Source organism: Kurthia sp. FSL E2-0154 (genome assembly GCF_038003625.1).
GTDB classification, from domain to species: domain Bacteria; phylum Bacillota; class Bacilli; order Bacillales_A; family Planococcaceae; genus Kurthia; species Kurthia gibsonii.
Window position 1 is genome coordinate 1,979,787 of record NZ_JBBOPO010000001.1, and the last position, 26,358, is coordinate 2,006,144.

Consider the following 26,358-nt stretch of genomic DNA (forward strand, 5'->3'; position numbering starts at 1 on the left):
TATTAATGTGCAAAAACAATACGGACATGATCGTATTTTTCTATTTTCGATGATTTTCGTTTTTATTGTTTTTTCGTTTTTCTATATTTCAATTAATGTCTTTCGTCACGGTCCTATGTCTGATCAACGATTTTCATGGTTTTTACTCGTTTTATTATTGACATACCCTTTGCATAAATTATTACATTTTATGCCGATTGCACGTTATCGCAATCGACTACGCTTTTCAGTCGAAAGAAAATTCGGGATTATTCCCCTTTTAAATATGCGAATTCATGAACCAATTATGAAATCACGCTATTTGATTTCACTTATAATGCCTTTTATTATTATTAACTCGATCTTTATTATAGGTGCTATCACATTACCAAGTTTCCGCCACTACTTTACGATTCTACTCGCTTATCATAGTGGACTTTGTCTTATTGACTTGTTATATGCGAAACATTTATTAAAGACACCTAAAAAAGCATTGGTCGAAGAAACAGATAAAGGTTTTGAAATATTAGTTCCTTATACAAATACGCGAACAAACTTGTCAGCATAACAGTTCATTTGATATGCTTGAAGTGTATGATAGGAAGGGGGAACGGTCTTGATTATAATCGTCATTTTATTTGCGGTTTTTTACTTATTCCAGATCAATCGCATGACATATGCTCTATGCGCCAGAAAAGAAATTCCAGAAGAAAAACAACCAACGGTATACAGAACAATCAATATCTTAATCACGATTTTATTAGTTTCTTTATATTTAAAGACCTACTATTCAATTTAAGCCTCACTTCTATCTTAAAACGTATATTTTATACTTAGATTATAAACAGGAGCAGCGAACGTCGCTGGTTCTGTTTTTATTTGCATATTTTTAGCGTAAAAAGCAGATAAATATTTTTTAAAAAAATAATATAGTAAAATATGTATTTTTTTCATATCGTTGTATAGGCAACCTTTTTATTTTTTTATCGTTCTATGGTATAGTTACAAAAGCAATGGTTTATTAGGCTTAAACAGATATTAGGTTGGGAGAGAATTTAATAATGAAAAAGACAGTATTAACATTAACACTTGCGGCTTCAGTACTAGGTTTGGCTGCTTGTGGTAATTCAGGTGACGAGAAGGTAGTCACTTCTAAAGTTGGCGATGTAACACAAGAACAACTTTATAAAGAACTAAAAGAAACTGCGGGCGATCAAGCACTTCAATTAATCATGATTGAAAAAGTACTTGAAAACAAATACAAAGTATCTGACAAAGAAGTAGACGCACGTTACAAAGAACAAAAAGAACAAATCGAAGCACAAGGCCAAGATTTAAAAACTTACTTAGCGTCTCAAGGTATGACAGAAGATACATTCAAACGCTATCTTAAACTGAACCTTCTACAAGAGAAAGCACAAACAGACGGCATCAAAATCTCTGATAAAGAAGCGAAAGAATACTATGACCGCACAAAGAAAGAATTAAAAGCGAGCCATATCTTAGTAGCTGATGAAAAAGAAGCGAAGAAAATCGAAGCTGAATTGAAAAAAGATCCAAAGAAATTTGCTGAACTTGCAAAGAAAAACTCAACAGACCAAGGTACAGCATCTAAAGGCGGCGAACTTGGTTGGTTCGGTCCAAATCAAATGGTACAAGAATTCACTGATGCTGCTTATGTAATGAAAAAAGGTGAAATTTCTGAGCCAGTAAAATCAAGCTATGGCTACCATATCATTAAATTAGAAGATACACGTGTGAAAGAAGTAAGTAAATCATTTGATGATGAAAAAGATGCAATCAAACAAACACTTGCTCTTAAGAAAGCAAAAGCTGAAGATCCAAACTCTACAAAACTACAAGAAAAAATTGCTAAGTTAATGAAAGATGCTGATATTAAAATCAAAGATAAAGATTTAAAAGACGCTCTATCTTCATTCTTAGGTTCTTCTAAATAAGTAAAGAAAAAGCATGATGGAGAATTATGATTCTCCTCATGCTTTTTTATTTATTCAATTGTTGGTTTGTAGAAAGCACGATTATCAAGAGCAAACAGACGCTCTGTAAATTCCCCTGCTTCTGTTTTTGATAATGCGCGTTTTAACATATTCATCTTCGCATCAATATTATCAATATAATGTAAAATCTCCGCTTCTTGAATCATTGGTTTTTTCGGGCTACCCCACTCTTCTTTACCATGATGTGATAACACCATATGTTGAAGTAGCATTACTTCCTCCCCTTCAATCCCAAGTTCCTCTGCAATCACTTCAATTTCAGACACCATAATTGTAATATGTCCCAGTAAATTCCCCTTCACTGTATAAACAGTTGAAACAGGTCCTGATAGCTCTACTACTTTACCGATATCATGTAAAATAATCCCTGCATATAATAAATCTCGATTAATTGTTGGGTATAAATCTGCAATTGCCTTTCCTAGACGTAACATTGACGTTACGTGATCAATTAACCCCGATGCATAGTCGTGATGATTCTTTGTCGCAGCTGGATATGTCATAAACGCAATCTCATGCTTTTTCACTAATTGTCTTGTAATACGGTTAATCGCTGGATTGTGAATATCGAATAAATAAGATTGTAACTCCTCATACAATTGTTCTTTTGGTGTATCAGAAGATTGAACAAGGTCCGACACCTGAATTGGTTCGCCTTCTTTTACAGGTCGTATTTGTTTAATACGTAACTGTAACTTTCCTCTGTAATCTTGAATTTCTCCACTAATATGCACAATGCCACCTGCTGGATACATTTGAACTTGTTCATCACCTGCATCCCATAATTTCGATTCAATACTGCCACTCTTATCTTGCAAAATAAGGGTCATAAATGGTTTTCCCATTGTTGTAACACCCTTCGTTGCTTGTTTGATTAATAAATATTGGTTGACGGCTTCGCCAACACGTAATGTTGCAATTCCTTCCATCTCTTAATCAATCTCCTTTCCTCTGAAGTATTTAAAAAAACGCTTCAATATGATACTTACATAACATTTATTGTACCACTTTGGTAAAAAAGAAAGTATTTTAAATCCATTCGATTTCAGCATAGTGCATACTTTTTTTATCTATTCCCTGAAAAGCGTAGTTATCCCTAGAAAGTTTTTCGTATTTCATATTATAATGAATAAGTATTCATTATTTTATAAAGGGGTGCTTTATAATGAAATTTCGCTTTACTGCTTTTCAACCAACTGGGGAAGTCATTTTAGATGAAGATTGGGAATTCGAAAACGATCATGAAGCCAAAACAGCAGGTGCTGAAAAAATCGCCTCACTTGAATTAAGTGAAGCTACACACCGCTTAGTCAATTCAAAAGGAAAACTCATTCTTTTCCATTCGTAAAAATAAAGAATAGGAAACCACGAATATGTGTGGTATTCCTATTCTTTTCTATTCCCCTTTAAAGTTTGGTTTACGCTTCTCTACAAATGCGCGAATACCTTCCATATGATCTTTTGTATCTCGCATTTTCTTCTGACCTTCTGTCTCTTTCAACAAAATCGATTCGAGCTCTGGTAAGCGACGTTCGTTTAGAATCTTTTTCGTCTCAATCATCGCTTTTAGTGGCGCATGTGAAAAACGTTGCACCATAGATTGTACAAATTCATCCACAGCACCCTCTGCTACAATTTCATCCACAAGACCAATTTTCTGTGCTTTTGTACCGCTCATAACTTCTCCTGCCCAAATAGCTTGCTTTGCTTTCACATTGCCTAAACGCTCCTGCATGAAGAAATGCCCACCACCATCTGGAATTAACCCAATACCAATGAAGTTCATCGCAATTTTAGCTGTTTCTTCAGCAATGACATAATCTGCTGCGAGCGCCGTACTCAATCCAAGCCCTGCTGCTGCCCCGTGGACTTGAGCAATGACAATCTTCGGTAATGTATATAATAAACGCGTATAACGCGCTACAAGCGTCATAGCTTCTTCCAAATCTAAATCACCTTGAATCATTCCTTTAATATCTCCACCTGATGAAAAGGCCTTTCCCTGTCCCTTTAAAATAACGACCTGAATTTCATGTTGATGATGAAGCTCCTCAAAACAATCACCTAATTCTTTCATCATTTCTAAATTAATTGCATTCATCGACGTTGGTCGATTCAATGTAATCGTTGCAACACGCCCTACCTGTTCAAAAAGAATTGTTTTTTCTGTCATATGGACACCCCTTATATTATGAATGGTCATTCATTATTAATATTCGTGAAAAATCTGAAAAGTCCTTTATTTCTTTTTGTTACGAACATTTATACGAATGAAAAAAACGTATTTTAACACTTTACTACACTAATGGATAAGAACTTTTAATGTTTACGGAAACCCCTAAACCTTACACCTTCAATATTGTAAGCGTTTTACTTTTACTCTCTGATACAATTTCAAAGCTTTCATTGTCCTCTCCAAAAGAACGAACATTTAAATGATTAATAATTAAAAATGTTCGTTTTAATTCTTTTTAAAGGTCTTAAAAAAGGTTATTTTTAATAATTTTCAAAATTACCGTTGACATTCCTTAACATTAGCTTTAATATAGATTTAAATTCAAATCACGCACAAATATGATGACGAAGACATGCTTATGATTTTTGAAAATCCCACAGCGAGCTGATGGTCGGTGCAAATCAGCGATTTCATGCATAAGTTCCACTTCTGAATAGGTATTCTGAACATCCAAAAGTAGGTTTACCCGGCACATGCACGTTACGCATATAGATAAGACTGTCCTCTTTGTATGGACAGTAAATTAGGGTGGTACCGCGTTACTAAATGTATACATTTAGCCTTTCGTCCCTTGCAATTTTTTTGCAGGGATGGAAGGCTTTTTATTTTTTCAAAAACGAAAGGGGAAATTTCATTATGTTAACAGATTATCAATTATTACGTATTCCAGGACCAACACCAATCCCACCGAGTGTAGAGAGAGCGATGACAAAACCGATGATCGGGCACCGTGGTAACGAAACTAGTCAGATGATTCAAAATATTAAGCCAAAACTGAAAAAAGTATTCGGAACAGAGCAAGATGTCATGATGCTAACAGGTAGTGGCACTTCTTGTTTAGAAGCTGCAATCGTCAATGTTGTACATCCAGGTGACAAGGTACTTGTCGTTGCAACTGGTGTATTCGGAAACCGTTTCACAAAAATTTGTGAAGCATACCAAATCGACGTAGAAGAGTTCCACGTTGAATGGGGTACAGCACTTGACCCAGAAGCTGTAAAAGCACATGTTCAAGCAAACCCAGAAATTAAAGCCGTATTTTCTACTTACTGTGAAACATCTACAGGTGTCTTGAATCCTGTTGGTCGTTTAGCACAGGCTGTACATGAAGTATCTGAAGCACTTGTCATCGTTGATGGCGTATCTTGTATGGCAGGCGTTGAAACGAAGATGGATGAATGGGGATTAGATATTGTTGTAACAGGTGCTCAAAAAGCATTAATGCTACCAGCTGGCCTTGGCTTTGTAGCTGCAAGCGAACGCGCTTGGAAAGTGATCGAATCAAATCCAAAACGCGGTTTCTACTTAGACTTAACAAAATATCGCGATAACTTAGCAAAAGATACGACACCGTTTACACCTGCTTTATCTTTACTATTCGGCTTAGAGCAAGTTCTTGAAAACTTAGAAACAGAAGGTCTTGAAAATGTATATGCACGTCACCGCTTAATGCGCGATATGACACGTGCTGCTTTCAAAGCACTAGATGTTCCACTATTCACAAAAGATGAAGATGGTTCTCCAACTGTAACATCTTTAAAACCAACTGACTTCGATGCAGAAGCATTCCGTAAAGAAATCAAAGGAAGTTTCAATCTAACAGTTGCTGGTGGACAAGCTGAATTAAAGGGCAAAATTTTCCGCGTTGGTCACATGGGTTACTGCGCACCAACTGACGTACTTCAATATTTAGCTGCAATGGAAATTGCATTAGTAAAAGTAGGTAAGAAAATTCAGTTAGGTGCCGGTGTAGCTGCTGCACAGCAAGTATATCTTGAACAAACACAACAACGCGAACTAGAAGGAGCGAAATAATCATGACAATTAATATTTTAATTAGTGATCCACTAAGCGAAGATGGGATTTACCCTCTTCGCCAAGAACAAGAATTAGATTTAAATATCGTTAGTAATACAGGTTTAGCACCTGAAGAACTAAAAGCAATCATCAAAGACTTCGACGTATTACTTGTTCGTTCTCAAACGAAAGTAACGCGCGAAATTATTGAAGCTGCCGACAATTTGAAATTAATTGGTCGTGCTGGTGTTGGTGTCGATAATATCGACTTAGAAGCTGCAACAGAAAAAGGGATTATCGTTGTCAACGCTCCAGATGGTAATACAAACTCTGCTGCTGAACATACAACAGCGATGATTATGGCGCTAGCTCGTCATATCCCACATGCTTACCAATCTTTAATGGAAGGTCGCTGGGATCGTAAAAAATTCGTTGGTGTTGAATTAAAGAATAAAACACTTGGTGTTGTTGGTTTTGGCCGTATTGGTCAAGAAGTCGCTCATCGCGCGAAAGGCAACCGTATGAATGTCATCGCTTATGACCCATTCTTAACAGCTGAAAAGGCAGAAAAAGCGGGTGTTGATTACGGTTCTGTAGAAGATGTCGCAAAAGTGGCTGACTTCATCACAGTCCACACACCATTACTTGATTCTACACGTCATATGATTAACGAAAATATTTTTAATATTATGAAAGATGGCGTACGTATCATCAACTGTGCACGCGGTGGAATCATTGATGAAGAAGCTCTTTATGCAGCAATCAAGTCTGGTAAGGTAGCTGGCGCAGCGCTTGACGTAATGGAAGAAGAACCTTTCGTAGGAAACAAATTATTAGACTTGCCACAAATCATTGCAACTCCTCACTTAGGTGCTTCTACAATTGAAGCACAAGAGTCCGTTGCAGTAGATGTAAGTAACGATATTTTAAGTTACTTCAAACATGGTACAGTTTTAAATCCTGTGAACATGCCATCTGTTCCTAAAGATATGGTCGCAAAAGTAGAACCATTCTTCGAACTAGGCGATAAAATTGGTAAATTAGTTTCTCATTTAACAGACGAACCAATTAACGAAGTCAATATCTATTACTCTGGTGATTTAGCAAACTTCGATGTTCGTCCATTAACGAATAATACAGTAAAAGGAATTTTAACGCGTAACTTAGGTAATCACGTAAATAACGTAAACGCACGTTACCTAGCGGATCGTAATGATATTAAAATTAACGAGAATAAATCAACACGTGCGAAAGCATTCTTAAACTCAATTACAGTTGAGTTAGTAACAAACAATACAACACATAAAGTAAAAGGTACGCTACTTGCTGGACTTGGCGCACGTATTGTACAAATTGATGACTATAATGTAGATATTAATCCAGAAGGACATATCTTATTCATTAAACATACAGATAAACCAGGTGCAATCGGTTTAGTTGGTACACTACTTGCAGATCAAAATATTAATATCGCAACGATGCAAGTTGGACGTGCAATTGAAGGTGGGGATGCCATCATGGTACTTTCAGTTGACCACGTAGTTGAACATGTTGACTTTTTAAAACAACAAAAAAATATTTTCGAAGTAAAAGCGATTACACTATAAATCATTTTCACAAAGGTAACAAGAGGAGGCGCGTTAATGCGTCTCCTCTTTTTTGCCATCATAAAGAGGATTACACATAAGCGTAATCCCCATCTTTTATTGTTTCATTTTATATAGACATACTGCAATTGTAAGTAACAACGACACAAAGACAATACGTTTCTTTTTACGACTTCGATTCATATTTCTTCCAATTCCTCCTCATGCCATTATAGAACGTGACACAAAAAAGAAAGTTTCCATTAAGCTTCAATAATTGCTTTTAATTCGCGCAAGTTCTGAATTTCATATGTAGGAATAACCGTCTCAGAAGGTGCTTTATGTTCGCGATTAATCCATACATTCTTCATACCAATACGTGATGAACCTAAAATATCAGTCATTAAATTATCACCAACCATAATTCCCTCACCTGCTGAAATATTGGCTTTTTCTAATACATATTCAAAAATAGAAGCATCTGGCTTTCCTTTACCAAAATCACCTGAAATAATAATATGATCGAAGTATGGCACTAACTCAGGTGTGATTTCTAATTTTGTATTTTGTAGACTTGGCGCACCATTTGTTAATAATACTAATTGGTATTTGCCTTTTAATTGCTCTAATACTTCAAACGTTTCCTCATATACAAAAGGACTTCTTTTACGCGCTTCAATAAAATATTCCCCTAACATTTCACCAAGCTGCGCATCTTCAATACCATATTCTTTTAACCCTTGTGTCCAAGCATCTTTACGATATTGCGGTACAATCGTCTTCATCTTTTGGAACGAAGGTGTTGGATCGTCGAATGTTCCCCACATTCCTTCGAAGGGATTGATACCAATCATTTGTGTGTAATCGTAGACTTCATAACTTGCGTATAATTTTCTCGCTGCCGCACGAACAGCCGCTTCTAACTCTTGAACATTCACTTCTCCATCCACATGTTTTGCTGCTTCTTCACATGTTAAACAAAAAGCTTCTGCAATACTTTTTTGATCCCATAATAGCGTATCATCTAAATCAAAAAGAACTGTTGTAATCGTCATATTAACGCCCCTATATCATTCAATTTTCTCTCTTTATTGTACTATATTTTACAATACAAACGACATGAATTCAGAAAATTACAATAGATTTTTATGAATAAAATTAAAAAAACGAACGAAAAACGTAACATTCAAACTAATGAATAATGTTTTCGTTCGTTTAGGCACTAATAATCAATAATATGTCCTTTTTCGGTCTCTGCTTTCCACACTTGAATTTGTTCGTCCGTTCCAAATACGTAGTGTCCTGGGTAAACTTCATGCGTCGTTTGAGTAGCACTTACACCTTCTGGTATATAAGGAATCCTTGTTCTTTTCGCTTCGGATATTGGATCTGGTAATGGGATTGCTGACAGTAAAGATTTTGTATAGGGGTGGATTGGGTGATTGTAAATGGCATTAGCATCGCCAAGTTCTACAATCTTTCCATGATGCATGACAGCGATTCTATCACTAATATATTTCACCATTGATAAATCATGCGCAATGAATAAGAAAGTTAAATTGCGTTCTTTTTGTAATTTTTTTAAGAGGTTTACGACTTGCGCTTGAATCGATACATCTAATGCTGAGATAGGTTCATCTGCAATAATAAAACTCGGATTTAAACTGAGTGCGCGCGCGATCCCAATACGCTGGCGCTGACCGCCTGAGAATTCATGTGCATAACGCCCTGCATGCTCACGATTCAAACCTACTGCTTCAAGCAATTGACTAATAACTTCTTTACGCTTCTTTTTATCTTTATGCATACCATGAATATCAAAACCTTCTGCGATAATCTCGCCGGCTGTCATACGTGGATTGAGTGATGCATAAGGGTCTTGGAAAATCATTTGCATCTCTTTATTAAACGTCATCTGTGATTGTCGATTTTTTCGCCCATGTACATTCTCATCGCGAAATCGTACTTCACCATCTGTAATATCATATAGACGAATAATTGAGCGCCCTGTTGTCGACTTTCCAGAACCCGACTCACCAACTAATCCTAGCGTCTCGCCTTCATACACTTCAAAACTAATATCATCGACTGCTTTAACTGTGCCGAAATATTGTTTTAAATTGCGTACCTCTAAAATTTTATTCGCCATCTACTGTTCTCCCTTCTGCAAGTATCCATCAATTCGTTTTTGTACTTCTTCTGGAATTGGAACGTTCGGCGCATCTGGATGAAGGAGCCATGTTTTTGCAAAATGAGTTGGCGTTACTTCAAACATCGGCGAATCTTTTTCGTAATCAATTGCCATCGCAAACTCATTACGTGCCGCAAAAGCATCTCCTTTTGGTGGATTAATCAAGTCGGGAGGCGATCCTGGAATCGTACGCAATAATTCGTCTGATTTATTATCTAAATCAGGCATTGAACCGAGTAAACCCCAAGTATAAGGGTGACGTGGATTATAAAAAATTTCATCTGCTGTACCATACTCGACAATTTGTCCTGCATACATCACTGCCACGTAATCAGCGACATTCGCTACAACACCTAAATCATGTGTAATGAAGATGATGGACGTATTACTATTACGCTGAATTTCTTTCATCAATTCAATAATTTGTGCTTGAATTGTTACATCAAGTGCTGTTGTTGGCTCATCTGCAATCAAAAGTTTTGGATTTGCTGCAAGTGCAATCGCAATTACAACACGTTGACGCATACCGCCTGAAAATTCATGCGGATATTGAGAAAAACGCTTTTCAGGATATGGAATTCCTACTTCATCTAGTAATTCAATCGCGCGCTTTTTAGCACCCTCTTTTGAGAAGTTCTTTTTATGTTTTAAAATCACTTCCATAATCTGTTTTCCAACTTTCATCGTTGGATTTAAAGCAGTCATAGGGTCCTGGAAAATCATCGCCATTTCATTGCCGCGTATTTTCGTCATCTCTTTTTCAGTTAACTTGACTAAGTCACGACCATCAAAGAGGATTTCTCCTTCTGCATAAATACCTGGAGGTTGCGGAATGAGCTTCATTAAAGCATTACTCGTTACAGACTTCCCAGAACCAGACTCGCCTACAATTGCTAAAGTTTTACCTTTTGCAATTGTAAAGTTCACACCACGTACAGCTTGTACTGTACCTGCATTCGTCTTAAAGTTAATCTTCAAATTTTTGACTTCTAAAATGATTTCATCCATATAAAACACTCCCTTATTTACGTAGTTTTGGATCGAGTGCATCACGCAGTCCATCACCAATGGCGTTAAAAGCAAAAATCGTTAGTGAAATAAAAATTGCTGGGAAAATCAGTCGCCAAGGTGCTGTATCAATCGCATTATTACCATCTGATGCCATCGTTCCCCAACTTGCTTGTGGTTGTGGTACACCTAGACCGATATAGCTTAAAAATGACTCTGTAAAAATAGCGTTTGGGATTGTTAATGTCATTGTTACGATAATCGCACCGAGAGCATTTGGAATAAGATGTCGCATAATGAGATGTCCTGTACTTGCGCCAAGTGTTCTCGCCGCGAGTACATATTCCTGATTTTTAATGGAAAGTACTTCTCCACGTACAATACGCGCCATGTTCACCCAACCTGTAATGGAGAGAGCGATAATCATTGGTAACAAACCCGGTTGTAGTACAACAAGTAAGATAATGACAACTAATAAATACGGAACAGCTGTTAAAACATCTGCAATACGCATCATAATATCATCTACTCGACCACCTACAAGTCCTGAAATTGCACCCCAAGCAACACCGATAATTAAGTCAATGACTGCAGCGGCTAAACCGATAAATAACGAAATACGTGCTCCGTACCAAATACGAGTAAATACGTCACGTCCTAAATCATCTGTTCCAAACCAGTTTTTTGAGCTTGGTGGTTCATTAAACTTCCCTAAAATTTGGTCATATTTATAAGGAGATAGCATGGGTGCAAAAATCGCCATGAGTGCAATCAAGATAATTATAATTACCCCAATTACAGCCAATTTATTATGAGAAAAGCGAATCCATACTTCTTTCCAAAAGGAAATGGATTTATCAGCTAATTGTTCATTTTTACGTTCGTCGACACCGACGATTTTAAATTTTTCGGGTGGGATTGGTTGCGTCATGATTTTTTCGCTCCTTTCAACTTGATACGAGGATCAATGAATCCGTATAAAATATCAACGATGAGAACACCTAGGAGTAAAATAATCGAATAGAAAACAGTTGTACCCATGATGACTGTATAATCACGGTTTGTAATTGAGGTAACGAAATATTTACCGAGTCCAGGAATCGCAAAAATTTGTTCCACGATAAAACTGCCTGTAATAACTCCGGCAAAAAGAGGTCCTAAATAGGTGACAACTGGGAGAAGTGCATTACGGAGGGTGTGTTTGAAGACGGTTGTCCACTTTCCAATACCTTTGGCGCGAGCCATTTTAACATACTCAGAACTGTTTTGTTCTAACATGCTGGAACGTGTTAATTTTGCAATAAAGCCCATATGCGTAATGGCAATGGAGAGGGCGGGTAAGATGCTATAAGCAAAGCCATTCCAACCGCTGATGGGTAGCCAACCTGCTTTGAGTCCAATAAAATATTGTAAAAGTCCTGCAAGAATAAATGACGGGACGGATATACCGAGTACAGCAATGGTCGTACCTAAATAGTCTGGGAATTTATTGTGATAGAGGGCGGTGACGACACCGATTAATACGCCTAAACCAACTGCAAGTAGCATGGCTTCAACGCCGAGTGTGAGTGATACTGGGAAACTTTCTGCAATCATATCATTTGTGGAGCGGTCTTTGTATTTCATGGATTGACCAAAATCAAATTGTGCAGTGGAGATGAGGTAATCTTTGTATTGAATGTACCAGGGGTTATTGAGTCCATATTCTTCATTCATTGCTTTTTCAATTTCAGGTGGCAAACTTTTTTCGCTTGCGAAGGGACTACCAGGCGCGATACGCATTAGGAAGAATGTGATTGTTACAATAACAAATAGTGCAACAAGAATATAAGCAAACCTTTTCAAAATATATTGAAGCATCTTTCTACCTCCTTCTATTTTTGAATAAAACAAGAGGCTACGCTTAATCGAATCCTCGACTAAGCGTAGCCCTCTTGTGTGAAGCCTAATAAGTGAGGTTCACTTATTATTTTTCAATTTTAACATCTTTTAAGCTGATTTCACCAAGGCGGTTAGGCGCCATGTCTTTAACGTAATCTTTTTCAACCCAAAGGTTTGTGTAGTAGTAGATTGGTGCTACTGGGAATTCAGTCATAAGAATTTTCTCAGCTTTTTTCATGATCTCTTCGCGTTTCGCTTCGTCAGTTTCTTTCGTAGCTTGCGTCATTAGAGATTTGTATTCTTTGTTTTCCCAACCAGTGTCGTTGTTACCGTTCTTAGCAGTGTCATAACGCTCTAAGAATGTGTAAGGATCGTTGTAATCAGCAATCCAACCTAGACGACCTACATCATAATCTAATGAAGAAATCTTATCTAGATATACTTGCCACTCAGCGTTATCAATTTTAACGTTGATACCTAAGTTTTTAGTCCATCCTTCTTGAATGTACTGTGCGATTGCAGCATGTGCTTCAGAAGTGTTGATTGAGATACCGATTGTGATATCTTTTGCATCTTTAATACCTAATTCTTTCATACCTTCAGCAAGAGCTTTTTTAGCGCCTTCTACATCGTTATCTTTGATGTAACCGCGATCTGTTTCAAAGCCTTTGATTGCTTTTGGAACCATACCTAAAGCTGGTGTTTGCTCACCTTTTACAACGTTATCGATTAAACCTTGACGGTCAATTGATAATGTTAAAGCTTTACGGATGTTTTCGTTCTTAGTGAATTTACCTTTTGTATTGAATTTATACTCGTAAATAGCAGCATAGTCTTCAATTTTAAGTGATTTATCTTTTTTGTAACCATCGATTGCATCAAGTGGAACTGTTTGGAATGGAGAACCTAGGAAATCAATGTCACCGCTCTTGAACATACGGTTAGCAGTTGCTTCTGATTCAACCATTTTAATATCTACAGTACTTAGAGATACGTTTTCTTTATCCCAGTACGTGTCGTTCTTTTTAAGAGTAATTGAGTCTGAATGTTTCCAATCAGATAAAGTGAATGGTCCGTTTGATACGTAACCTTTACCGCCTTCAGCTGACCATTTTGCATTTTTCTTAGCTTCTTTTTCATTTACTGGCATTGCAGTGTAGAATGCAGTAATTTCAGTGAAGTAAGGAGTTGGATTTTCTAACTTAACTACTAATGTTTTATCATCTTTTACAGTGATACCAACATCAGAATCTTTACCTTTACCTTCGTTGAATGCTTGAGCACCTTTGATTGGATATAGGATTGACGCATACTCAGAAGCGTTCTTTGGATCTAATGCATACATCCAAGCGTATTTGAAATCGCCTGCTGTTACAGTGTCACCATTTGACCATTTTGAATCACGTAATGTGAATGTGTAAGTTAATTTGTCATCGCTTACATCAATTTTCTCAGCAGCTGCTGGTTGCACATTACCATCTTTATCAACGCGAGTTAAACCTTCGAATACTGAACGTAAAATTGCGCCTGATGTACTGTCTGTTGCTTTTTGTGGATTTAAGCTTGGTGGTTCAGATGGAATAACTAAGTTTAGTTGTTCATTTGAATCCTTACCGTTGTCTGAGTCTTTGCCGCCGCTTTCATCTTTGTCTTTACCGCCAAAGCCGCAAGCTGCAAGGACTAGCATTACTGCTGATAATAATACAAGCAGTAGTGACTTTTTCTTCATAAATGAAGCCCCCTTTATTGAAATTATTCTTCCAAGTAGAAAAATAGCTACCTTGTATAGCTATTAATATAATATCAAAATGTATAGAAAATTAAAAACATTATCTTTTAATTTTTCAAAAAAATTAAAATAATTGTAAGTTTCTATTTTTTCTAACATCTATGACCAAGTTGAAAACAAAAAAATACCATTATTTTGAATGCGCTTTTATCCTCAAAAGTAATAAAGTACTTCATCACATTAGATAATTGATTCAATGAAACGAAAATAAAATCCATTATATACCATTTTTAAGTTATCTATTAACTAGTTAATTAAAAAAGCATGTTGGTAATTTATTTTCACATTCTAATGTTTCGCACAACAAAACTTCTCATTTATATTCTAATATATGAGAATATATAGTGAAGAAGTCACTTTTTTTAAAAGCGACTTCTTACTATTATATTGTTATATTTATGGACGCCATCTCTTTAATTGCTCTTCTGTTCCATAAACAAAATGACCTGGGAATACTTCATATGTTTTTCCACCTTCGCCTACTTCCTCATGTTCATAAGGAATTCGTACACGTGTCGCTTCTGTTTTTGGATCTGGCAATGGAATAGCTGATAATAATGACTTTGTATATGGGTGTACAGGATGATAGTAAATATCTTCTGCTGTACCTAGTTCAACAATTTTACCACGGCGCATTACAGCGATACGATCACTGATGTATTTCACCATTGATAGATCATGCGCGATAAATAAATATGTTAAATCACGCTCTTTTTGTAATTGCTTTAGTAAGTTTACCACCTGTGCTTGAATTGAAACGTCTAATGCAGAAATTGGTTCATCTGCAATAATAAAGCTAGGGTCTAAGCTTAATGCGCGTGCAATACCGATACGTTGACGTTGACCACCTGAGAATTCATGTGCATAACGCCCAGCATGTTCACGATTTAAACCTACTGCCTCTAGTAATTCTCCAATAACTTCTTTACGCTTCTTTTTATCTTTGTGCATGCCATGGATATCAAAACCCTCTGCGATAATCTCGCCTGCTGTCATACGTGGATTTAATGATGCATAAGGGTCTTGGAAAATCATTTGCATTTCTTTATTGAATTGTTGTAATTCTTTTTTCGATTTTTTACCATGAATATTTTGACCTTTGAAGATAATTTCTCCACCTGTAATGTCATATAGACGGATAATCGAGCGACCTGTTGTTGATTTTCCACAACCTGATTCACCTACAAGACCGAGTGTTTCACCTTTATAAACATCGAAACTAATTCCATCGACTGCTCTAATCGAACCAAAATGTTGTTGTAAATTTTTAACTTCTAAAATTTTCTCAGACATATTGCTCGACCTCCTCACCTAAATAACCTTTAATGCGCTTTGCAACAGCTTCAGGTAATTCTACTTTTGGTGCATCTGGATGTAGTAACCATGTTTTCGCGAAGTGTGTTGGTGACACTTGGAACATTGGTGGCTCTTCTTCGTAATCAATTTGCATCGCAAACTCATTACGTGCTGCAAACGCATCACCTTTTGGTGGGTTTGTTAAGTCTGGTGGTGAGCCTGGAATCGTACGTAATAACTCATCTGCATTATTATCTAAATCAGGCATCGAACCAAGTAATCCCCATGTATAAGGATGTTTAGGATTATAGAAAATTTCATTCACTGTACCATATTCTACAATTTGTCCAGCGTACATAACCGCTACACGATCAGCTACATTCGCTACAACACCTAAATCATGCGTGATGAAGATGATTGATGTATTACGCTCTTTTTGAATTTTCTTCATTAATTCAATAATTTGCGCTTGAATTGTTACGTCTAGTGCTGTTGTTGGTTCGTCTGCAATAAGTAGTTTTGGTTCTGCTGCTAATGCAATCGCGATTACCACACGCTGACGCATACCACCAGAAAATTCATGTGGATATTGCGAGAAGCGCTGTTCTGGATAAGGAATCCCAACTTCATCTAATAATTCAATCGCACGTTTTTTTGCTTCTGCACGCGATGTATTTTTATTATGTTTCAAAATAACTTCTGTAATCTGCTTTCCAACTTTCATCGTTGGGTTTAGTGCTGTCATTGGATCTTGGAAAATCATTGCAATGTCATTTCCACGAATTTTTGACATTTGTTTTTCAGTCAGTGGAATTAAATCACGACCTTCAAACAAAATTTGACCATCTGCATAGATGCCTGGTGGTTGTGGAATCAGTTTCATCAATGCATTACTCGTTACAGATTTCCCTGAACCTGACTCACCTACAATGGCAAGTGTCTCACCTTGTTTCAAATCGAAGTTTACACCACGTACGGCATGTACAAGACCCGCATACGTTTTGAAATTTATTTTTAAATTTTTAACTTCTAAAATGGTTTCAGCCATTTTCCACACCTCCTATTTACGTAGTTTTGGATCGAGTGCATCACGCAAACCGTCACCGACTGCATTGAATGCAAAGATTGTTAATGAAATGAAAATTGCTGGGAAGATTAAACGCCAAGGTGCTGTATCAATCGCATTGTTCCCGTCTGATGCCATTGTTCCCCAACTTGCTTGTGGTTGTGGTACACCTAAACCGATATAACTCAAGAATGACTCTGTGAAGATGGCATTTGGAATTGTTAATGTCATCGTTACGATAATCGCACCAAGTGCATTTGGTACTAAGTGACGCATAATTAAATGCCCTGTACTTGCGCCAAGTGTGCGGGCAGCAAGAACATACTCTTGATTTTTAATAGATAATACTTCACCACGTACGATACGCGCCATGTTTACCCAACCTGTAATCGACAGTGCGATAATCATTGGTAGTAAACCTGGTTGTAAAACAACAAGTAAGATAATAACAACTAATAGATAAGGTACTGCTGTTAGTACATCTGCAATACGCATCATAATATCATCGACTTTTCCGCCTACAAGACCAGCGATTGAGCCCCATGCAACCCCGATAATTAAATCGATTACTGCTGCTGCCAGACCGATAAATAATGAAATACGTGCTCCGTACCAAATACGTGTAAATACATCACGACCTAAGTCATCTGTACCAAACCAGTTTTTTGCGCTAGGTGCTTCATTAAAGCGACCAAGAATTTCATCATATTTATAAGGTGATAACATCGGTGCAAAAATAGCCATTAAAGCAATAATCGCAATGACAATCATCCCTACTACTGCAAGCTTATTATGAGAGAAGCGAATCCATACTTCTTTCCAGAACGATACCGACTTATCGGCTAAGCGTTCACTTTTCTTTTCATCTACACCGACAATTTTGAATTTTTCTTTTGGAATTGGTTGTGTCATGATTTTTTCGCTCCTTTCAGCTTGATACGTGGATCGATGAATCCGTATAAAATATCAACAATTAATACACCAAGTAATAAGATGATTGAATAGAATACTGTCGTACCCATAATAACTGTGTAATCACGGTTTGTAATCGATGTTACGAAATACTTACCTAATCCTGGAATCGCAAAGATTTGTTCCACGATGAAACTACCAGTGATAACCCCTGCAAATAATGGTCCTAAGTACGTAACAACAGGTAATAATGCATTACGAAGTGTATGTTTGAATACTGTTGTCCATTTACCAAGCCCTTTTGCACGCGCCATTTTCACATATTCAGAATGATTTTGTTCTAACATACTAGAACGTGTTAATTTTGCGATGAAGCCCATATGCGTAATGGCAATTGAGAGGGCTGGTAATATACTATATGCAAAGCCATTCCATCCACTAATCGGTAACCAACCTGCTTTTAAACCGACAAAGTATTGTAAAAGGCCTGCCAAGATAAAGGATGGGACGGATATACCGAGTACGGCAATTGTCGTACCGAGGTAATCTGGGAATTTATTATGATAGAGTGCTGTGACAACCCCGATTAAGACACCAAGTCCTACTGCAAGTAACATCGCTTCTACTCCAAGTGTTAAAGATACTGGGAAACTTTCCGCAATCATATCGTTTGTTGAACGATCCTTATACTTCATTGATTGACCGAAGTCGAATTGTGCTGTTGAAATTAAATAATCTTTATATTGGATATACCATGGATTGTCTAAGCCGTATTCAGCATTCATTGCTTTTTCAATCTCAGGTGGTAAACTCTTCTCACTCGCAAACGGGCTACCCGGTGCGATACGCATTAAGAAGAATGTAATTGTTACAATTACGAATAATGCCACTAAAATATATCCAAGACGTTTTAAAATATACTTTAACATGTTATAGCCTCCCCTTATTTCTTAATTAAAAGATGGGCTGTTCAGAAGTTAACACTCCTAAGCAGCCCCAGTATGGTGTTCATCTGTCACCATACGCACTGACCTTACATTATGTCACTCACTTACAGACATAGCCCCTATTCCATGTCCCCATAAAACCTTTGTGTTATTACCATGATCAGCAGTTGTTATACACAATGAACAATGTATTCGCATCATTGCCACTCGATTCACCCCATGCGACCAACTTGATAATCAAAATTATTATCTTTGATTATTCACGTATGTTTACTACTCTCTTTTTTCTATACTTCTGTTGAAAATGTACTACGTTCATCTACGTTTCGTTTATGTAAAAAATATCCGTCTCTATAGATATGTAGAAGTTGTACAACTAACTTGTATAAAGTAAGTGAATAAAAAGAATAGAACCATTCGCAAATAGCATGTTATTACTATAGCAAAACAATTTTAAGAAAAAAAGAAGTTGAAAGAATATTTTCAACTTGCACACAATTATATCTTTTCTAAATTAACATACTTATTTATCCAATTCTAATTTCTCTTGTATTTTTATTAGAAAAAAGAGTTCAAAATCGTCAAATAAATAATAAATATACTATAAAATAATTATTTATAAATATTTAATTATTCAGACTAATGTTGTATGGATAAAAAATAGTTCGTACACTAATTCGTTAAAGTATTGATTTTTTAGTGTAATTTGTGTCTTTTTATCTATTTTTAAACTATAAGAATATTTTAAAAATTCGTATTTTCTTAAATAATTGATTTCTCGCACAATTTCTAAGAAAAATGCTTTTTTTAGCACATTTTATTCTTTTTATATGTTTTTTTAGTTTTTTCAATATAGTAAGACTTCGAAATATCAAAAAAACAAAAAAAGACTCTATACTTTTAATATAAAGTCTTTTTTAAAAAGTAAAAGATATTTTAGGTAAGCACTTTTTCACTTCAGCAAGCAAAAGTGGTTGGTTTTCACACAAATCGAGGCGAATATATAAACTCCGTAAAAGAGACTTGCAATTTTTATACAAATTCCAATAGTTTATATGTGTCATCTTTTCTTTTTGTCCTTCTAAAAATGCAGGTACTCTTTCTAAAAAATCAATGATTTTTTGCTCTGAAAAGCCTTTTTCTAACAGTAATTGAATAAAGTCTACTGTTATTTCTTCTTCATCATACTGATAGATTATCTGTGCTGTAAAAATTTTATTCATGACTGTTTGAAAAATCTGCGTATATTCTGCTGGATCTAGACGTGTATTTTGAACAATTGCATACAATGCTTCTAGACTAAAACGAACACTATTCACCCATCCCATATCCTCCGTATAAAAACGATAATCTTGTTCAAGATTAGTGTAGAGAATCACTTCTCTTTTAAGCAAATCAAATGTGTCGTGCGATAAAAAAACATCTTTTACATCTCTCTCTACTAATTCTTTAATAACATACATCGAAAATGCACGAGTCATTTTATAACGTGTAACAGTATCCCCAATTTCTTTATATAAATGTTCTTCATCAACACATTTTTTGGCTAATGCTTCTAAGGCCGATTCTGTTAGATGATATTGAACCATCTCTGACAAGAGGGGTTCTATTAACTTCTCTTTCAATTCAATATCGGTTGTTTGTATATGATCAAACATCTCTCGAACAACGTTATTAACATCTACTTCATTCCATTCAATATCTTGTTGTTGAATTTGGATTAAGTAAGATTTCAAACTTTCTTCTGTCATGCGCGATCCCTCCCACTTTTTCGTAGGATTCAAACTACGATTTGAGTCATAACACTTTATACCTTAATAAATATTGGATTAAACACCACGTTATGACATTCTATTGAAAAGAAATTTGTTGTAAACACTTTTGAAGTGATTTTTGCGGTCTATTTAAAGCTTCTTCTATTGTTATTTCTTTCGTGATAATTTCATGTATTTCATCAAAGTAAATAGCGAGCATATCTTTATTTTCAACTTTTCCAGAAATCAACATCGTCTTTTTATTTTGTAGCTTTGTTTGATATGCAATTTGAAAAGGAGCTTTACCTTCCAATGTTTGTCGATCTGTTTTTCCCTCTCCTGTAATGACCCAATCTGCTTGTTGAAGATGTTGCTCGAATTGCTGTTCTTTCAATACAAGCTCTGCACCTGATACCATTGTTGTATTGAAGAAAGCTAATAACGCTGCCCCAATACCTCCTGCTGCACCTGCTCCTTGTTCATTCATGACACTTTTTTTAGTTTTACTTTCATATAAGCGACCCACATGATTCATATACGCATCATATTCTTCGAAATCTTCTTTTGATAATCCTTTTTGCTCCGAAAAAACATGCGTTGCTCCTTGTTCACCACATAAAGGGTTGGTTACATCGGAAGCAATCGTTACATGAAGCTCTGTGGGTATATGCATCTGGCGCGTATCAACTGTATCAATGTCATGTAGCTTAGGAATTTCCAACTTTTCACCTTGCGCGTTATAAAACTTTGCACCTAGTGCGGCAAGCATACCTGTTCCCCCATCATTTGTTGCACTCCCACCAATACCAATCACAATTTCGCTTAACCCCTTTTCAATTGCTAAATGAATCAGTTGTCCAACACCATATGTCGTTGTGATTTTAGGATTTAATTGCTCGACTGAAAGTAGCATTAAACCTGCACACTGCGCCATCTCAATAATCATTTTTCCATCTTTTATGCCGTACATAACTTCTATTGGCTCGGCTATTGGATTCAGTACAGTATGGTGAAATCGTTCTTCCTCTGAAGTCATCGCCTCTAAAAAGCCTTCTCCTCCATCTGACATAATCATCTTTTTTACTTCATGTTGTGGATTTTGTTTTATAATCTCTTGTTCAATTATGTTAGCAACTTCTTGTGAACCCAACGTTCCTTTAAATGAATCAGGTGCAACTAAATAATAGCTCATATCCATTCCCCCTATTTTGTCATATCTCTATCGTATCGAAAGAAGATTTAAAAAAGCAAAAATTAAAAAGAAGCCATAACATTTGTTATCACTTCTTTTCGATTCTATTTAATTTTCACACCATACATGTCATTTAAAAGTTCAATCTTCTTATTAATTGAATCTTCATACGTCATAATATAGGCGGCTGGCTCTTTTGGATTATGGTACTGTTCAATCTTACCTGTGTCAGCATGAACAAACTTGCTTGAAGCCCCGCAACCGAGACCAATGATAGTTTGAACCTCTTCCATAATGGCTATATTGTATATACTTTCCTCTCCAGGCTTAGAATAGCCGATATTTTCTAAGTTGCCGACGATATTTTTTTGTCTATACAAATAGTACGGTACATAATTATTTTCAGCTGTCCATTCTTTTGCACGATTCATCATCTTCTCAGCTGTTTGACGATCCGCTACTTTGTAACGATCACGATTATGTGTCATTTCGGAAGCACGTTTGAATGAGAGTGTATGAACAGTCAATGATTCTGGCTGCATTTTCGCTGTTTCTTCAATAGAATGTTCGAACTCCTCCATTCCCTCATTTGGTAATCCAATAATTAAATCCATATTGATATTATTCATTCCCTCTTTACGAGCTAACCAAAATTTATCAATCGTTTCTTGTACAGTATGATGGCGACCAATCGCTTTTAATGTTTCATCTGTATAAGATTGTGGATTTACACTAATACGGTCAATTCCCCATTTGCGAAGTACAGCTAATTTTTCTTCCGTAATTGTATCTGGTCTACCTGCTTCAACAGTTATTTCACGAATTGTTTCAGGATTTGGGAATGAACGATACATCGTCTCATATAGCGCATCCATTTCTTCTGCTTCAATCGAAGTCGGTGTCCCGCCGCCCCAATAGACTGATGTAATCTTCATATTATTTTCAGTCAGCCACTGCCCCATTCGTTCAATCTCAATATGCAAACCATCTAAAAAGGTAGCTACGCGACCTTTTTTACGGTTACTTTGAATTGCATAAGCAGGGAATGTACAATAGGCACATTTTGTCGGGCAAAACGGAATACCAATATAGATACTCACTTCATTACCAATTGTATCTAAATCAGGAATTGTCACTAGTTGTCTTTCTACAATTTTTTCCATTAAATCTACTTTTTCATTTGATAATCTAAATTCTGTCGCTAGTTTGTTTCTTATTTCCTCTTTAGATAGACCATTTCTCCTAAATTTGTGATACAATTTGGTCGGACGCACCCCTGTAAGGATACCCCACTTCTGATAAATTTTTGTCATTTTTTCAAGGTTTTCTAATAAAACGTGCGAAACCGCTCGCTTCAAGCGGATATTCACACCACGTTTATCTGCATCTTCTTCATATTTTTGGGTGAATTCACTTACAAACTGTTTATTATCAACTACTAATATTGATGTTACAGAAACCGTGAAGTCCTCCGAAATATCATACATAAACGATACATGCACATCTGCTGATTCATTCTTTGTTGTTACTTTAGAATCCTCAAAGAATAAATTACAAATATGCGTAATAACACGAATCCAATCTTGTGGATACGTTTGATCTAGAGCAATCAATTTCATTTATTTTGCACTTCTTTCTTTTTAATTATTTACATACTTTTATTACACAAAAGGAGCTGATGATTCATGCCAAAATTCACAAGGAAATCAATCACACATCAACTAGAGGATCATATGTCAAAAGAAATACCATATGTTCTTATTGCTTCAGATTTAAATCATTCGATTCAAACACAAATTCAAATGATTCAACTGACAGTCGATGACCTAGCTATTTTACGCGTTATGCGCCCTATCGTACAAGACAATATCGATTATATTGTAGCAAACTTTTATGACAATCTCGAAAAGGAACCTTCGCTAGGTAGAATCATACGTGATCATAGTACAATCACACGCTTACAACAAACATTAAAAAAGCATATTATCGAAATGTTTGATGGTGTTATTAACGAGAATTTTTTACAAAAGCGTTACCGAATTGCTACCGTACACTCGCACATTGGCTTAGAACCAAAATGGTATATGAGTGCTTTCCAAGACTTATTAAATTATTTTTCAAATTTGGTGCAAACAACATTGTACCCATCTGAAGAACAATTTAAAATGTTAATAGCTGTTTCTAAAATTTTAAACTTTGAACAGCAAATTGTTTTAGAATCATATGAAATTCATCATCAAGAAGAATTAAAACAAGAAAATAATCGTCAAGCTGAGATGATGAGCGCAATACGCGATAACTCCGTTTCATTAAGTGAAATGACACATCAAACTAATAACGATTTAATTCATATGATGACGGTACTAAGTCAACTTGAAGAACTTTCAAGTAATAACTCCGCACTAGCTGAAGAAGTGCGTGAAGCTGCTATTAAAGAGCAAGAACAATTGAAAGAAACAGAGCAAAACTCTGAACAATTGAAAGAAACGATGCATACAATTCAAGAAAGTGTTAATCAACTTCACACATTGAATAAAAAAGTGTCATCCATCGCACAAATGATTACACAAATTGCAAATCAAACAAATCTACTTGCATTGAATGCTTCTATTGAAGCAGCACGCGCTGGCGAACATGGACGTGGATTTGCGGTTGTTGCTGAAGAAGTGAGAAAACTAGCTGAAAGTACAAAAGTGTCGCTTAGTGAGGTCGATCAAATTTTATCTGAATCCTACGACAAGACCGAAACCATTTCTGAAATTTCTAAAAATTTACAATCACTAATTCACCAGTCAAGTGAAAAAGTAATGGCAACAGGTAGTTCATTCTGTAATATTGTCGATTATATGCATCAATTAACGGAACGAAACGATCACCTATTCCAAAGTGTTTCTGATTTAACGGCGAGCGTGAATTCCATTCAACAAAACTCTGAACGTATTCATCAATCTTCTGAAGATTTAGCTGGTATGTAATTTTAAAAATCAGGACAGGACACTTCCCATTTTAGCGTTTGCAACGAAAAACTGGAATCGCGCCACAGCGCGATTCCAGTTTTTCTTATACTCATATGGGATGAAGTTTTTACACGTATGACCCATCACGATTTCTATATTCATTATTCTGCATCTGGAATACTGTCGTATAGAGCTTGTACAGGTTTAATAATAACGCTTGTAATTTCATTAATTACGGCACTTACTTCCATCTCAGCTAATAGCATTGCATTAATTTTTTCGTTTTGTTGTGCTAATTGAGCTGTTTTTTGAGCATATTGTAATTCTTCTTCTGATAATTCTTCACCACTCGCTTGTTTTTCTTGTAATGTTAATTGCATTTTACGGAAGTTTGAGAATAGCGCTACTGCATCAGCATCTTTCTTCACTTCTTCAATTGTAAATTCAAGTGCTGTGAACTGTTCTGTTTTACGGAATGTTGCTTCTAATTTGTTTAAGTCGTCATAAATATTAACCATGTGTAAAAACTCCTTTGTATTTAAAATGCGACAGCGATAATCCCTTGCACGACACCAATGATTCCACCAAGTAAAAATCCTAGTACGGTAATCATTTTAAATTCGCGCTTTGAGATCCCAAGTACTAAATCTTCAAGTGTTTCTACCGGGAATTTATCGACTTGTTCTCTTACAACATTCTCTAAATCCATACGCGATAAAATATCTTCTAATTTATTTTCTACTTGTGTAAAGGTTGTCTCAACTAATTTTGGATATACATTGTCCTGTAACCATTTTGCACCATCTGGTAAGTAATGTACAAGCGGTAAGTCTAAACGATCTCGAATTGCTAATTGTTCACGTGCATATTTTTGAATGCGTTCCGTTGTAGAAGTGAAATCTAAATCACCTAATAATTGCGGAACTGTTTGAACTTGTAACTTATCCCACTCTTTTTGAAGTAAATTATTAAGCACATGGAATGTCGAATCCGAGCTTAAAAACTTCTTCACTTCTCTTTGAAGCATAGGCACAAGTGATGAACCATCACCAATAAACATCTGAATCATACCACCGAATGTTCCTTTTGAGCTTAGGAAACCGTCAATTAAGCCTTTAATTGCCTGTTCTCCCTCAACTGTATCAAAGTATTGATCGCCTTTATTCAAAATGTAACGTGAAATTTCTGGAATTTTTGATTCTGCACGTTCTTTCCAACTAGCTGGTAGTAACTGTTCAACTGTCTGTGTAGCTAATACATTTTGCACTTGACCTACTTGTTGAACGATTAAATCATCTAATTTTTTCTCAATCATTTCTGGTGCATGTGAAAGTCCTGCTTGGTCTAACCATTGCTGCAGTGTTTTTTCTTCTGTGAAGATTTTCTCTTTCGTTTGTTGCCCTAACCATTCTAAAACTTTTTCACGCATCGTCGCATTAAAAAACTTTGCTCGGAATGTGTCTGGCGTTAATAAATATTTTACAACTGTTTTTCCAAGTTGCTTCGCTAATTCATCTCGTCTACGTGGAATCAATCCAGGCGTAAATGGTAGTCGTTTTCCCCAGATATAAACTGGATTATGTGGACGAAACAACATTTTAATCGCTAAATGATTTGTCACACCACCGATTAATGAACCAATAACAACCATGAATAGAATTGTAATGACCGTATTCATGTAATCCACCCTTTTCTTTAAACTATCGTTATTATAACAGAGGATACTTTGTTCGGAAAATGAATCGTTTA

At 36.0% G+C, this 26,358-nt stretch carries 24 protein-coding genes; 7 read left to right on the plus strand and 17 right to left on the minus strand.

Features of this window, described 5'->3' with window-relative positions; all coding sequences use genetic code 11:
• Window positions 1-115: 115 nt before the first annotated feature.
• From MHB75_RS09730 to MHB75_RS09740, 3 genes are all read left to right on the plus strand, one after another.
• Complete coding sequence (locus tag MHB75_RS09730) at window positions 116-547, plus strand: DUF3267 domain-containing protein (RefSeq protein WP_340998606.1); 432 nt, start codon at window positions 116-118, stop codon at window positions 545-547.
• A 48-nt stretch (window positions 548-595) separates the two neighbouring features.
• On the plus strand, window positions 596-778 hold the full coding sequence (locus MHB75_RS09735; protein ID WP_141272862.1) for a hypothetical protein: 183 nt from the start codon (window positions 596-598) through the stop codon (window positions 776-778).
• Between the two features lie 262 nt (window positions 779-1,040).
• Window positions 1,041-1,937 carry a peptidylprolyl isomerase gene (locus MHB75_RS09740; RefSeq protein ID WP_340997417.1) on the plus strand — a complete coding sequence of 299 codons (897 nt, stop codon included), beginning with the start codon at window positions 1,041-1,043 and terminating at the stop codon, window positions 1,935-1,937.
• A 50-nt stretch (window positions 1,938-1,987) separates the two neighbouring features.
• Here the strand turns inward: MHB75_RS09740 and yhaM are convergent, their stop codons facing one another.
• Window positions 1,988-2,926: a 3'-5' exoribonuclease YhaM gene (yhaM, locus tag MHB75_RS09745; protein ID WP_068451077.1), complete on the minus strand. Its 939-nt coding sequence runs from the start codon at window positions 2,924-2,926 to the stop codon at window positions 1,988-1,990.
• A gap of 236 nt (window positions 2,927-3,162) precedes the next feature.
• Between yhaM and MHB75_RS09750 the strand changes: the two genes are divergently transcribed.
• On the plus strand, window positions 3,163-3,345 hold the full coding sequence (locus MHB75_RS09750) for a YhzD family protein (protein ID WP_068451074.1): 183 nt from the start codon (window positions 3,163-3,165) through the stop codon (window positions 3,343-3,345).
• Window positions 3,346-3,393: 48 nt separating this feature from the next.
• On the opposite strand, the gene MHB75_RS09755 is transcribed toward MHB75_RS09750, so the two are convergent.
• Window positions 3,394-4,170 (minus strand): enoyl-CoA hydratase, encoded by a 777-nt coding sequence (locus tag MHB75_RS09755; RefSeq protein ID WP_340997419.1) that lies wholly within the window; start codon window positions 4,168-4,170, stop codon window positions 3,394-3,396.
• Between the two features lie 699 nt (window positions 4,171-4,869).
• On the opposite strand from MHB75_RS09755, the gene MHB75_RS09760 reads away from it, so the two are divergent.
• Together MHB75_RS09760 and serA are read left to right on the plus strand one after the other, a co-directional pair.
• Window positions 4,870-6,048 carry a pyridoxal-phosphate-dependent aminotransferase family protein gene (locus MHB75_RS09760; RefSeq protein WP_340997420.1) on the plus strand — a complete coding sequence of 393 codons (1,179 nt, stop codon included), beginning with the start codon at window positions 4,870-4,872 and terminating at the stop codon, window positions 6,046-6,048.
• A 2-nt stretch (window positions 6,049-6,050) separates the two neighbouring features.
• Window positions 6,051-7,637, plus strand: coding sequence for a phosphoglycerate dehydrogenase (gene serA, locus MHB75_RS09765; RefSeq protein WP_340997421.1), 1,587 nt, complete (start codon window positions 6,051-6,053; stop codon window positions 7,635-7,637).
• A 242-nt stretch (window positions 7,638-7,879) separates the two neighbouring features.
• On the opposite strand, the gene MHB75_RS09770 is transcribed toward serA, so the two are convergent.
• The 13 genes from MHB75_RS09770 to MHB75_RS09830 form a co-directional block, all read right to left on the minus strand.
• Window positions 7,880-8,671 (minus strand): HAD family hydrolase, encoded by a 792-nt coding sequence (locus MHB75_RS09770; RefSeq protein ID WP_141272850.1) that lies wholly within the window; start codon window positions 8,669-8,671, stop codon window positions 7,880-7,882.
• Window positions 8,672-8,838: 167 nt separating this feature from the next.
• Window positions 8,839-9,765 carry an ABC transporter ATP-binding protein gene (locus tag MHB75_RS09775; protein ID WP_340997424.1) on the minus strand — a complete coding sequence of 309 codons (927 nt, stop codon included), beginning with the start codon at window positions 9,763-9,765 and terminating at the stop codon, window positions 8,839-8,841.
• The gene (locus MHB75_RS09780; RefSeq protein ID WP_340997426.1) at window positions 9,766-10,815 is read right to left on the minus strand and encodes an ABC transporter ATP-binding protein; all 1,050 of its coding nucleotides are present in this window, start codon (window positions 10,813-10,815) and stop codon (window positions 9,766-9,768) included.
• 13 nt (window positions 10,816-10,828) lie between these two features.
• On the minus strand, window positions 10,829-11,746 hold the full coding sequence (locus MHB75_RS09785) for an ABC transporter permease (protein ID WP_141272844.1): 918 nt from the start codon (window positions 11,744-11,746) through the stop codon (window positions 10,829-10,831).
• Window positions 11,743-12,675 carry an ABC transporter permease gene (locus tag MHB75_RS09790; RefSeq protein WP_068451049.1) on the minus strand — a complete coding sequence of 311 codons (933 nt, stop codon included), beginning with the start codon at window positions 12,673-12,675 and terminating at the stop codon, window positions 11,743-11,745. Before MHB75_RS09790 ends, MHB75_RS09785 begins: the two co-directional genes overlap by 4 nt.
• Window positions 12,676-12,781: 106 nt before the next feature.
• A complete protein-coding gene (locus MHB75_RS09795; RefSeq protein WP_340997431.1) occupies window positions 12,782-14,425 on the minus strand; it encodes a peptide ABC transporter substrate-binding protein in 1,644 nt (547 codons plus the stop codon).
• A 456-nt stretch (window positions 14,426-14,881) separates the two neighbouring features.
• Window positions 14,882-15,778 (minus strand): ABC transporter ATP-binding protein, encoded by an 897-nt coding sequence (locus MHB75_RS09800; RefSeq protein ID WP_340997433.1) that lies wholly within the window; start codon window positions 15,776-15,778, stop codon window positions 14,882-14,884.
• Window positions 15,771-16,829 carry an ABC transporter ATP-binding protein gene (locus MHB75_RS09805; protein ID WP_068451042.1) on the minus strand — a complete coding sequence of 353 codons (1,059 nt, stop codon included), beginning with the start codon at window positions 16,827-16,829 and terminating at the stop codon, window positions 15,771-15,773. Before MHB75_RS09805 ends, MHB75_RS09800 begins: the two co-directional genes overlap by 8 nt.
• Before the next feature lie 12 nt (window positions 16,830-16,841).
• Entirely contained in the window at window positions 16,842-17,759 is a 918-nt protein-coding gene (locus MHB75_RS09810; protein WP_068451039.1) for an ABC transporter permease, read from the minus strand.
• Window positions 17,756-18,688, minus strand: a complete 933-nt coding sequence (locus MHB75_RS09815; RefSeq protein ID WP_068451036.1) for an ABC transporter permease — start codon at window positions 18,686-18,688, stop codon at window positions 17,756-17,758. Before MHB75_RS09815 ends, MHB75_RS09810 begins: the two co-directional genes overlap by 4 nt.
• A gap of 935 nt (window positions 18,689-19,623) precedes the next feature.
• A complete protein-coding gene (locus MHB75_RS09820) occupies window positions 19,624-20,457 on the minus strand; it encodes a DUF2785 domain-containing protein (protein ID WP_340997437.1) in 834 nt (277 codons plus the stop codon).
• Between the two features lie 100 nt (window positions 20,458-20,557).
• Entirely contained in the window at window positions 20,558-21,652 is a 1,095-nt protein-coding gene (locus MHB75_RS09825; RefSeq protein ID WP_340997439.1) for a glycerate kinase family protein, read from the minus strand.
• 104 nt (window positions 21,653-21,756) lie between these two features.
• Window positions 21,757-23,271: a coproporphyrinogen III oxidase gene (locus tag MHB75_RS09830; RefSeq protein ID WP_340997442.1), complete on the minus strand. Its 1,515-nt coding sequence runs from the start codon at window positions 23,269-23,271 to the stop codon at window positions 21,757-21,759.
• 66 nt (window positions 23,272-23,337) lie between these two features.
• Here MHB75_RS09830 and MHB75_RS09835 point away from each other — a divergent pair, with 66 nt between their 5' ends.
• Window positions 23,338-24,627: a globin-coupled sensor protein gene (locus tag MHB75_RS09835; protein ID WP_340997444.1), complete on the plus strand. Its 1,290-nt coding sequence runs from the start codon at window positions 23,338-23,340 to the stop codon at window positions 24,625-24,627.
• A 143-nt stretch (window positions 24,628-24,770) separates the two neighbouring features.
• Here MHB75_RS09835 and MHB75_RS09840 read toward each other — a convergent pair whose 3' ends face one another.
• Both MHB75_RS09840 and MHB75_RS09845 read right to left on the minus strand, forming a co-directional pair.
• The gene (locus MHB75_RS09840) at window positions 24,771-25,127 is read right to left on the minus strand and encodes a YlbF family regulator (RefSeq protein WP_068451021.1); all 357 of its coding nucleotides are present in this window, start codon (window positions 25,125-25,127) and stop codon (window positions 24,771-24,773) included.
• 20 nt (window positions 25,128-25,147) lie between these two features.
• Entirely contained in the window at window positions 25,148-26,287 is a 1,140-nt protein-coding gene (locus MHB75_RS09845; RefSeq protein ID WP_068451020.1) for a DUF445 domain-containing protein, read from the minus strand.
• Window positions 26,288-26,358: the final 71 nt, after the last annotated feature.

Excerpts from the sequence above, each read along its gene's own strand:
- MHB75_RS09730 (WP_340998606.1), top strand. The coding sequence starts at position 116 with ATGTCTGATCAACGATTTTCATGGTTTTTACTCGTTTTATTATTGACA.
- MHB75_RS09740 (WP_340997417.1), top strand. The coding sequence starts at position 1,041 with ATGAAAAAGACAGTATTAACATTAACACTTGCGGCTTCAGTACTAGGT.
- yhaM (WP_068451077.1), bottom strand. The coding sequence starts at position 2,926 with ATGGAAGGAATTGCAACATTACGTGTTGGCGAAGCCGTCAACCAATAT.
- MHB75_RS09750 (WP_068451074.1), top strand. The coding sequence starts at position 3,163 with ATGAAATTTCGCTTTACTGCTTTTCAACCAACTGGGGAAGTCATTTTA.
- MHB75_RS09755 (WP_340997419.1), bottom strand. The coding sequence starts at position 4,170 with ATGACAGAAAAAACAATTCTTTTTGAACAGGTAGGGCGTGTTGCAACG.
- MHB75_RS09760 (WP_340997420.1), top strand. The coding sequence starts at position 4,870 with ATGTTAACAGATTATCAATTATTACGTATTCCAGGACCAACACCAATC.
- serA (WP_340997421.1), top strand. The coding sequence starts at position 6,051 with ATGACAATTAATATTTTAATTAGTGATCCACTAAGCGAAGATGGGATT.
- MHB75_RS09770 (WP_141272850.1), bottom strand. The coding sequence starts at position 8,671 with ATGACGATTACAACAGTTCTTTTTGATTTAGATGATACGCTATTATGG.
- MHB75_RS09775 (WP_340997424.1), bottom strand. The coding sequence starts at position 9,765 with ATGGCGAATAAAATTTTAGAGGTACGCAATTTAAAACAATATTTCGGC.
- MHB75_RS09780 (WP_340997426.1), bottom strand. The coding sequence starts at position 10,815 with ATGGATGAAATCATTTTAGAAGTCAAAAATTTGAAGATTAACTTTAAG.
- MHB75_RS09785 (WP_141272844.1), bottom strand. The coding sequence starts at position 11,746 with ATGACGCAACCAATCCCACCCGAAAAATTTAAAATCGTCGGTGTCGAC.
- MHB75_RS09790 (WP_068451049.1), bottom strand. The coding sequence starts at position 12,675 with ATGCTTCAATATATTTTGAAAAGGTTTGCTTATATTCTTGTTGCACTA.
- MHB75_RS09795 (WP_340997431.1), bottom strand. The coding sequence starts at position 14,425 with ATGAAGAAAAAGTCACTACTGCTTGTATTATTATCAGCAGTAATGCTA.
- MHB75_RS09800 (WP_340997433.1), bottom strand. The coding sequence starts at position 15,778 with ATGTCTGAGAAAATTTTAGAAGTTAAAAATTTACAACAACATTTTGGT.
- MHB75_RS09805 (WP_068451042.1), bottom strand. The coding sequence starts at position 16,829 with ATGGCTGAAACCATTTTAGAAGTTAAAAATTTAAAAATAAATTTCAAA.
- MHB75_RS09810 (WP_068451039.1), bottom strand. The coding sequence starts at position 17,759 with ATGACACAACCAATTCCAAAAGAAAAATTCAAAATTGTCGGTGTAGAT.
- MHB75_RS09815 (WP_068451036.1), bottom strand. The coding sequence starts at position 18,688 with ATGTTAAAGTATATTTTAAAACGTCTTGGATATATTTTAGTGGCATTA.
- MHB75_RS09820 (WP_340997437.1), bottom strand. The coding sequence starts at position 20,457 with ATGACAGAAGAAAGTTTGAAATCTTACTTAATCCAAATTCAACAACAA.
- MHB75_RS09825 (WP_340997439.1), bottom strand. The coding sequence starts at position 21,652 with ATGAGCTATTATTTAGTTGCACCTGATTCATTTAAAGGAACGTTGGGT.
- MHB75_RS09830 (WP_340997442.1), bottom strand. The coding sequence starts at position 23,271 with ATGAAATTGATTGCTCTAGATCAAACGTATCCACAAGATTGGATTCGT.
- MHB75_RS09835 (WP_340997444.1), top strand. The coding sequence starts at position 23,338 with ATGCCAAAATTCACAAGGAAATCAATCACACATCAACTAGAGGATCAT.
- MHB75_RS09840 (WP_068451021.1), bottom strand. The coding sequence starts at position 25,127 with ATGGTTAATATTTATGACGACTTAAACAAATTAGAAGCAACATTCCGT.
- MHB75_RS09845 (WP_068451020.1), bottom strand. The coding sequence starts at position 26,287 with ATGAATACGGTCATTACAATTCTATTCATGGTTGTTATTGGTTCATTA.